The organism is Syntrophorhabdales bacterium (assembly GCA_035541455.1).
Taxonomy (GTDB): Bacteria; Desulfobacterota; Syntrophorhabdia; order Syntrophorhabdales; family WCHB1-27; genus JADGQN01.
Map to the genome: position 1 here is coordinate 1 of DATKNH010000111.1, position 8,501 is coordinate 8,501.

An 8,501-nucleotide genomic window follows, 5' to 3' on the forward strand; every position below is an offset into this window, starting at 1 on the left:
AAAGCAGGGCGCTTGTTGACCTTATATCTTTTGCACGTTTGCCGCAGCAGGTCCCTTTTTGCCATCCACGATGTCGAATTTGACCGCCTGGCCCTCGGCCAGAGACTTAAAACCCGCTTCCTGAATAGCGGAGTAATGAACGAAAACGTCTCCTCCATCTTCGCTCTGGATGAATCCAAAACCTTTGGACTCGTTGAACCATTTTACAGTTCCTTTTGGCATACTTAAACTACCTCCAACTTTTTTGTTTGAATTTTAATAAATTTAAGGAATACGGAATTGTGTCTACAGAACCTGCAAAGTCCAAGGCTTTTGCGGCGGTCAACAACAGGTACTTCCGAAACCTCTGGATGATATTGTGGCACAAGTGTATTGAAAAGTCAAGAGATAATTGCTAATACATAGCTGAAGCCGAAAGGAAGATCAAGGACCCAATGAAAGTTCCCCGTCTGGACTTGCGCCGCGTGAATTTTACCGTGAACGGCAGAAGAATTCTCAAGTCTCTCTCCTGGACTGTGTGGCCCGAAGAGCATTGGGCGATTCTGGGGCCGAATGGTGCGGGAAAGACCACGCTCCTCAAGATCGTCTGCGGCTACATCTGGCCGAATGACGGAGGCGAGGTCTACAGAAATGGAAAGACAGACCTTGACCTCGGTGATTTGCGAAGGAGTATCGGCTGGGTCACCTCTACGCTCGTCGATGAAATTCCCAGAAGAGAGACGGTCCTCGATACTGTCATCTCAGGCAAATATGCACAGGTTGGCCTTTGGGCCTTTTCCTGGAAGAGGCCGAGCCCAGGTGACACTGAAAAGGCCCGCCGGTATTTGAGCGAAATGGGGTGTGAAAGCCTCGCCGATAGGCAGTTCGGAACTCTGTCGCAGGGTGAACAGCAGAAAATCCTTATCTGCCGGGCACGGATGACGGAGCCCTACCTTACTATCCTGGACGAACCCTGCGCCGGGATGGACCCGGGAGCACGAGAAGTTTTTCTGTCTTCTCTGCGGCGAGTCGCAGGGAATCCTCATCACCCAAGTCTTATCTACGTGACTCATCACGTAGAGGAAATCTTGCCCGTCTTTACAAAGACCTTGATCCTAAAAGACGGCAAGATACTGAAGGCCGGAAATACAAAGGACGTGCTTACAGACCAGCGGATCAGCGAGCTATACGGCATCTCTCTACAGCTTGTCAGAAAAAAGGGGCGATACTGGCCCGTGCCTGCGTGATACCAAGCTGCCGCTGCAAGGCTATCCTTTCATGCCACGACATTCCTTCCAGAACTCAGCCTCAAAGGGCCACTCCTCTTTGCGCCAGGTGATGAGTGAGCGCATGCGTTCTCTGAAAAGCCTTGCTATGGCTTCATACTCGTGCGCCGTTTCTTTGTTCTTCCAGGAAGTGACTAGCTTCTCGCCGAGAGCCAGGGCCTTATTTCTTGTATCTTCAGGAAAATTGTAGCCCTCGACGGTGCTCATGGTGCTCCAGACAGAGCCCACCGGGATACACCCGGTGACCGCAAGGAACTGATTCAGATAATCAACGATAGGTTTCTCATCGCCTCCACCCGAAGTTACCACAGAGGCGCCATACTTTCCTTCGAAACCTATGCAGTGGACGACCCCACAGCAGCGGTCCAGAAAAGCTTTTAGCTGCGCGCTCACATGGGATATGTAATTGGGCGTCGCCAGGACCAACGCGTCTGCCTCCATAATCTTATTCTTGAATTCGTTGAAGTGATCCTTCTGGGGGCAGACCCCGGTCTTGTGACAGACATCGCAGGCCTTGCACGGCTTGACCTCTGAACCTTTGATTAGAATGGTCTCGGTTAATGCTCCCGCAGCCTCAGCGCCCTCGAGCACAATCTCAAGCAATGCATGAGTACTCCCTCTGGTGCCTTTCGGACTGCCAACGATAGCTACAATCTTCATGGTCATCTCTCCTGTCTCAAGATTTTTCTCTACACCTTTATCTATACAATTGCTCTGGCCAGGGCCGCCTTCTCTCATTTCTGTTCAGGCCGCTGTATGAGCTCAAACATAACCCCGCCGAACCGGTCCGTATCGAGATACGCGAAACCGCTGCCATCGGGCCTTCTCATCTCCTGCACCACGTTGAGTCCGAATTTTGTAGCTTCTTCTTCGAACTTACTCAAATCTTTCACCGTAAAGGCAAGATGATGAACACCCTCCCCTTTTCCCTTGAGGAAATCTTCGTGCACTGTCTTGCCATCCATGAGCTCGATCAGTTCCAACGTGACAGGACCAAGTTTCGCAAAGGCCCGCTTGCCGCGGTAACCGCCCTTCTCGCCATAGTAGGTGGCGCCGGGAAAATTGACCTCCATCCTTTCGAACGGTCCTATGCCGAAGACCTCATTGTAGAATTTGACCGCGTCATCAACACTTTTTACCACAATCGCCACCTGGCACAGCGTGGATGCATCAAATGTACTGATTCCGTTGGTGGACATAGAAGCGACCTCCCTTCTTCATGACGAATGCTATTTTTCCTGCCTGCATGATCGGCTCCTTCGTACGCTTCTTTTTTTCTTGTAGCCTTCCAAACTCTCTTCGCTTATGATTTCCGCCACACTACTACCACGCCAGGCACAGACCGTCAAGGAGTTTAACGGAGGTTCGCGAAGGTTGTTTCACGAAGGTTGACTTTTCATTGGGCATTAACAATAATGGTGACACAAGAAGGTTGGTTGCCGCCACATTTGAAAAGGGGGACAAGCAATGAAGGGGTCATTAGTACGGGCATTACAGGGGTTCTGTACAGTTGTGGGTATCATCTGTATGAATACGTATGCTTCAGGAGGTGCTATGGAAGCCGTAGCTGTGAAGAACATCACCCCAATAGGACATCTGGACATCGAAGGCGGCGGCATGGTGGACGTCCAGGGGACACTTGCTGTAATCGGCCACATGGAGCAGCCCTTTGCCACAAGCATTCTCGATGTTTCCGATCCGGCTAAACCGAAGATTCTCTCCAGAATAAAAACGTATCCGGGCACCCATTCGCACAAGGCGCGCCTGTCCGGTAATGTCCTCGTGATAAACGTGGAAAAATATAAGGGCTGGAAAAGCGGCGATAAAGCCGGGCTCGCGTTCTTTGATATATCCGATCCAGCCCGGCCCAAAGAGATCGCGTTCATGGAGATGGGAGGACTGGATACTGAAGGCACCGGCGTGCATCGTTTCAGCCTGGACCGCGAAAAGAAACTCGTGTATGCGAGTGCCAGCGCTAAAGGCTTTCAAGGGAACATAACGATGATCATTGATTTCTCTGATCCTGCGAAACCTAAGGAAGTCGGCAGATGGTGGGCTCCCGGCCAATGGATTGCCGGCGGCGAAAAACCCACCTGGCAAGGCGCTGACGTGAGGACCCACCACCCGAATCGCTGGGGCAATCGTCTCTATGTGCCGCTGTGGAATGGTGGCTTTTCAATTGTCGATATAACAGACCTTTCAAAGCCAAAGACGGTCAGTCATTACGATTATCACCCAACTTATTCCTGGCCCACGCACACCGCCTTACCGGTAGGTCATAAAATTCTTGGACGCGACTGGCTCGTCGTCTTTGACGAGGCGGTCGGTCCCGAGGCCAACCCTCCTGCCTTCATGTGGCTCTTCGATATCACCGTGGAAAAGAACCCGGTGCCCGTTGCCACTTTCCAGGTGCCCGAGGAAGAAAGGAAAGTTTTCACTTCCGGCAGGTTTGGTGCACATCAGCCACACGAATATATCGGCCCGGATAATCTGGTGTACAGCGCGTGGTTTTCAGGCGGCCTCCGGGTGATCGACATTTCGAACCCCTATCAGCCCAAAGAGATCGCGCATTACGTTCCAAAGCCGGTTCAGGGTTTCCGCTCAGCGCAGACAAACGACCTCTACGTCGGCCCAAACGGTCTCATCTATCTTATCGATCGGGATAATGGTCTGGATATTGTGAAGCTGACAAAGAAGCCCTGAGCCTTTGCAGCACATACACTCAGCGGCAACGGAGTGGCCGCATAAAGACGAAAGGGAGTCACTCCGTTGCCGCCTTGATGCGCGCATCGCAGATGTGCAATCCACATGAGGAGACGATCACAGGGTTCAGATCCATCTCCTGAATCTCTTCGTGCCGCGCAATCAGGTCAGAGACCTGTACGAGCAACTGTTCAATGGCCGTAACATCAATTCTCTCACCCCTGGGGTTTGTCAGTACCCTGGATGCCCTCAAGTCGCGTATCATCTCACCGGCGTCATGATGATTGATGGGAAGCGGCCTGAACGAAACGTCCCTCGTTGACTCTGCAAAGATGCCGCCAAGACCGAACATAAGCACCGGGCCGAACTGACCGTCGATGAGGCTCCCGACAATCACCTCAACGCCCGAACCCATCTGCTGCACGATAGTACCGTCGAGACGCTTCCTTGGGGCGCGGGAAACAAAACCTTCCGAGAGTTCGTGAAAAGCCTTCCGCACTTCTCCTTCACTCGCGAGAAAAAGCCGCACACCTTGCTCATCAGTTTTGTGGAGCACATCAGGAGACGAGATCTTGAGAGCAACCGGAAAACCGATACGTTCCGCAATCAGCACTGCCTCATCAGGATTGCCGGCAAGGCCCGCTTTCAGCACCAGGAATCCTTCTTTCTCCATGAACGAGAGTGCTTCAACACCGAGCAATAGTTTCATCACGGTCACCTCGCCTCAGGCCACAGTTGCGTGGCCTTCCACAAATTGTTCATCGCCCTGGCAGCGCGTTCCGGGGTGCGAAGAATGACCATGCCCTTCTTCCTGTCCAGACGCCGCATGGAATCATCCCAAATTCCTGGAGGTGCAGTGAAGCAGGCGATGACCGGCTTCGGAAACGGTTCAAGCTTCTTCATATAGCGCTCCAGCTCTTCAGCAAGCTTCAGGTTGGCTGACGCATACATCGCGAGAAAAAGAACGCCGTCTGTCTGTTCATCCGCGACCGCTGCCTTTAGAATCTCCAGCATCACTCCCGGATTGTACCATGCAGGTCCCATGTCCACCGGATTGGTGCGGATGGCAATCGGCGGCAGCAAGGTGTTAATCTTCTCTTGTGTGGCCTGAGTGAATGAGGAGAGCGTGAGGCCGAGCGCTTCGAGAGCATCCGCTGCGATTATGCCCGGACCCGCCTGACCGGAGAGTACTGCGATGCGGGGTCCAAGCGGCGACTCGCATGCATCGAGCGCCTTCGCAGTGTCCAGCAGTTCATCTGCCGATTCTACCTGGAGTATCCCTGCCTGACGCATAGCACCTTTCCATATCTCGTGGTCTCCTGCAAGAGACCCTGTATGAAAGCGGCTGGCGCTGTCACCCTTCTGGCTTCTTCCTGCTTTGTACGCGATTACCGGCTTCCTCCCTCGCAGCAATGCAGCCGTATTCATGAGATCCCTCGGCCGGTCCAAGCCTTCTATGTACAGCGCTACCACGCGGGTCGCACTGTCTTCCTCGACACAATATCGAAGCACGTCAGGGAAATCTACGTTGCACCTGTTGCCAAGACTCATCAGCTTTGACATCGCAACACGCTCTTCTATGGCAAGGAAGCCACACAAATGGCACATGCCTCCGCTCTGGCTTATGAGGGCGACACCACCATCCTCTATCTGTGAGAATTCCGACGTGAATGAGGCATTGATCCCGTCGCTCAGATTCACATAACCGAACGTATTTGGACCTACGATCGGAAGGCTGTAGCCGTTCGCAGTCTCACGGAGCTCATACTCCAGCGCTTCCCCTTTGGTGTCTTCGATCTCCTTGAAGCCTGCCGTGATCAGCACGATCCCTTTTACACCCTTCTTCCCGCAGGCATGAACCGTCTCTGTAACAAGGTGCGCCGGGACAACAATCACCGCAACGTCAACAGGCCCTTGGATCTCTCCGAGCGATGAATAGGAATCAATGCCCCAGATCTTTTTGCCCCTTGGATTTACCGGGAATAATGTTCCACGGTAGTTGCCGGCGAGACTTTTCATGACGTGATAACCGAGCTTGTCAAAACTGTTGGATGCGCCGATCACCGCTATGGACTGCGGAGAAAAAAGGCTCTTCAACTGTTGGTTAGTCATTGATGGTTTCCTCCTACACCATTTGTAACACAATAAGAAAAGAGAGCAAATACTTATGTGAGAATCATACATAAAGGAAGCGCCCGCCGTGATACGACGGGCGCTCTGATTTTCGCGAGACGCTACGATGTGTTCCGGTGCCTTATCCTACCGGAGCCGGGTTTAGCTAGTAGTAGCCCCCCGGGATCGAATGACATTTTCCTGAAGAACCGCCGCACTGGTACTGCGTCTGGTAGTACGTGCCTTCCCATGCTTCCCACCAATCATTGCACATCTGGGTCGTATCGTTCTGCGTTACCCACTTGTAGCTGTGCCAATAGGCAGATCCATTATCGTAGTAGTACATGTTGCGGCAATAGTAGAGGCCGCCGTTCTGCTTCGTTGTCCAACAGTTGGTGTACTGGTCGCAGCAGTCCTGGCCGCAGTTTGATCCATTTTCACCGGTTTCGCAGACGCCGTTGCCGCAGACACTGCTGGAGCCACCGCCACTGCCCGGGCAGGAGGTTGGCTGCCAGCTAGACGTATAGCAATACGTGGGATTATATGCAGCGTTGCAGAGCCAGTTCTGGTAGCCGTAATAGTACCAGGGATAGGTGTTGCTGTAGCAGTAGTAGGCATTGCTGCCTGATGACGTGTTGAATGTAGCGGTAACCGATTGCGCGGCGCTCATGGCAACCGTGCACGTGCCAGTGCCCGAGCACGGTCCTGACCAGCCCGCAAATGTGGAGCCGGAATTGGCTGAAGCCGTGAGCGTCACCTGCGTGCCGCTGGAAAAGTTGTACGTGCATGTTGAGCCGCAGTTGATCCCGGCAGGTGCAGACGTTACAGTCCCGGTACCTGTACCAGACTTGGAGACCGATAGGGGGACATCCACAGGCGTGGGCGTGTAGTTCCAGTCGCATGGAGCGAAATTGCCCTGTGAAGGGCACCAGTGCTGTTCATACATGGTTACGCCGTATCCTCCTCCACACCAGCCGTAGCTGCAATAAGGACTTGAGTTGTGGGTGGTATCGTAGTCGTTGTCCAGCTCAAACATGCGCGAGTCAGCTGGAAGGTACACGGAGCCACGCCAGAATCCTTGAATATTTGAGCATCCTTTCTGGCCGCCGTACGTGCACTTTGTATCCCAGCTGTAGAACTGCGCCTGGCCATCAGGCCCGTCGCACGAGAAAGGCCGTCCATTCATCGTGGACGAGGCATTGTCGAAAGGCTCGTGAACACCACCAATGTCACCGTTTGCTCCCCATGCCGGCATAGTTCTGTTTCGCAGGGCCTGGATGAGCTGATCGTTGGATGAATCGGTGCCAGCCTGCCAGAAGATGCGATTATTGTCGGTGCCGCCGCAGCCATCATTCGGAGCCAGAATGTCGTAAAGTTTAGTCACATGCTCCAGGGCCATTTCGTAGTCTGTGCGAGACTGAGGCACCTCAGAGCAGAGGCCTCTCTGGTAACAATCATAGGCGTTTATATCCCAGCAACCGTTTATCTGTGGATGTGTGTCATCCATTGGCTGATCGAGCAAGACCTGGCAACTTCCGCACCAACGCTGTCCGCCGTAGATCGAGCAGGAACTGCACAACTCCTGGCCATTGTTACAACCGTCTTGAGGATTTTGCTTGTAGTAGTTGGTACGCGTCGGATGCATAAACGTCCGATTACCGAGCAGGTCCGTCTGGATCAGGAACAGCACTTTCTGCTTGGAGTTGAGGCTGTTCCACGCGATGGCTCGGTTGCCGAGCCCCTTGTACTGTGCGTACGTGTCGAGCAGCCGGTCACGGTGATAATTCGTGTACTTGTTGCCGTCTCTTCCGTCAAGGCCAAAGCTGAAGCCTGCTGTGGCCATCACCACTATCAGCATGAAAAGAATTGAAACCGCTTTGATACCAAGTTTCCTGTCAGCCCAATATCACTCCACCATTACTACCTCCTTCGTTCTTTGACTGCTGTCGTGAGTGAACCGGCTTTTTTCACCTCACAAAAAACATACAGGTGTATTATCGCGACACTCATTGGCCCGGACAATCGGTTGGTGGGCTCTTTTTTTACGGTAGAATGGCTTAAGCACTCAGGCTAGAAGCGCGCGGCCGCATTTCCCGAGCTTTGCGACATGACATATGAACGGCAAGGTTACGGAGAATGTTTAAGCGGACCTATGAGGAACAGTCTGTGTGCGGCATAGCAGTTAAGAAAACGGGCGTGCAGTTGGTCTTGCACGTACACACTACACGCCCGTCATGCTTTCGGGTTGGTGACGTTCCCCCTACATCCCCTTCACCAGCACTTCAGAGATATCCAGGGCTTTCATGGTTTCAGACTGCGCCTTGTCCTTGATGGCATCCTCCATCATGATCAAACAGTAGGGGCAGGCGGTGATCACGGTGTTGGCAGAGGCGGCAATGGCCTCATCCAGCCTCGCGTGGT

General features: G+C 53.1%; 8 protein-coding genes. 2 read left to right on the forward strand and 6 right to left on the reverse strand.

Annotated features, from left to right (window positions below; all coding sequences use genetic code 11):
* Positions 1 to 21: 21 nt before the first annotated feature.
* Positions 22 to 222, reverse strand: a complete 201-nt coding sequence (locus VMT71_11370; protein HVN24562.1) for a cold-shock protein — start codon at positions 220 to 222, stop codon at positions 22 to 24.
* A 212-nt stretch (positions 223 to 434) separates the two neighbouring features.
* Here VMT71_11370 and VMT71_11375 point away from each other — a divergent pair, with 212 nt between their 5' ends.
* Positions 435 to 1,226, forward strand: coding sequence for an ABC transporter ATP-binding protein (locus VMT71_11375; GenBank protein ID HVN24563.1), 792 nt, complete (start codon positions 435 to 437; stop codon positions 1,224 to 1,226).
* Positions 1,227 to 1,247: 21 nt separating this feature from the next.
* On the opposite strand, the gene VMT71_11380 is transcribed toward VMT71_11375, so the two are convergent.
* Together VMT71_11380 and VMT71_11385 are read right to left on the reverse strand one after the other, a co-directional pair.
* Positions 1,248 to 1,925, reverse strand: a complete 678-nt coding sequence (locus VMT71_11380) for a flavodoxin family protein (GenBank protein ID HVN24564.1) — start codon at positions 1,923 to 1,925, stop codon at positions 1,248 to 1,250.
* Positions 1,926 to 1,999: 74 nt separating this feature from the next.
* Positions 2,000 to 2,464 carry a VOC family protein gene (locus tag VMT71_11385; GenBank protein ID HVN24565.1) on the reverse strand — a complete coding sequence of 155 codons (465 nt, stop codon included), beginning with the start codon at positions 2,462 to 2,464 and terminating at the stop codon, positions 2,000 to 2,002.
* Positions 2,465 to 2,819: 355 nt separating this feature from the next.
* On the opposite strand from VMT71_11385, the gene VMT71_11390 reads away from it, so the two are divergent.
* A complete protein-coding gene (locus VMT71_11390; GenBank protein HVN24566.1) occupies positions 2,820 to 3,968 on the forward strand; it encodes a hypothetical protein in 1,149 nt (382 codons plus the stop codon).
* Positions 3,969 to 4,026: 58 nt separating this feature from the next.
* On the opposite strand, the gene VMT71_11395 is transcribed toward VMT71_11390, so the two are convergent.
* The 3 genes from VMT71_11395 to VMT71_11405 form a co-directional block, all read right to left on the reverse strand.
* On the reverse strand, positions 4,027 to 4,677 hold the full coding sequence (locus VMT71_11395; GenBank protein HVN24567.1) for an acetate--CoA ligase family protein: 651 nt from the start codon (positions 4,675 to 4,677) through the stop codon (positions 4,027 to 4,029).
* Positions 4,678 to 4,682: 5 nt separating this feature from the next.
* Positions 4,683 to 6,080 (reverse strand): CoA-binding protein, encoded by a 1,398-nt coding sequence (locus VMT71_11400; GenBank protein HVN24568.1) that lies wholly within the window; start codon positions 6,078 to 6,080, stop codon positions 4,683 to 4,685.
* A gap of 166 nt (positions 6,081 to 6,246) precedes the next feature.
* Positions 6,247 to 7,938: a hypothetical protein gene (locus tag VMT71_11405; GenBank protein HVN24569.1), complete on the reverse strand. Its 1,692-nt coding sequence runs from the start codon at positions 7,936 to 7,938 to the stop codon at positions 6,247 to 6,249.
* Positions 7,939 to 8,501: the final 563 nt, after the last annotated feature.

What these genes read in the sequence shown, in the direction of transcription:
- VMT71_11395 (HVN24567.1), bottom strand. Translation starts at nt 4,677, where the DNA reads ATGAAACTATTGCTCGGTGTTGAAGCACTCTCGTTCATGGAGAAAGAA.
- VMT71_11375 (HVN24563.1), top strand. Translation starts at nt 435, where the DNA reads ATGAAAGTTCCCCGTCTGGACTTGCGCCGCGTGAATTTTACCGTGAAC.
- VMT71_11385 (HVN24565.1), bottom strand. Translation starts at nt 2,464, where the DNA reads ATGTCCACCAACGGAATCAGTACATTTGATGCATCCACGCTGTGCCAG.
- VMT71_11380 (HVN24564.1), bottom strand. Translation starts at nt 1,925, where the DNA reads ATGAAGATTGTAGCTATCGTTGGCAGTCCGAAAGGCACCAGAGGGAGT.
- VMT71_11390 (HVN24566.1), top strand. Translation starts at nt 2,820, where the DNA reads ATGGAAGCCGTAGCTGTGAAGAACATCACCCCAATAGGACATCTGGAC.
- VMT71_11400 (HVN24568.1), bottom strand. Translation starts at nt 6,080, where the DNA reads ATGACTAACCAACAGTTGAAGAGCCTTTTTTCTCCGCAGTCCATAGCG.
- VMT71_11405 (HVN24569.1), bottom strand. Translation starts at nt 7,938, where the DNA reads ATGCTGATAGTGGTGATGGCCACAGCAGGCTTCAGCTTTGGCCTTGAC.
- VMT71_11370 (HVN24562.1), bottom strand. Translation starts at nt 222, where the DNA reads ATGCCAAAAGGAACTGTAAAATGGTTCAACGAGTCCAAAGGTTTTGGA.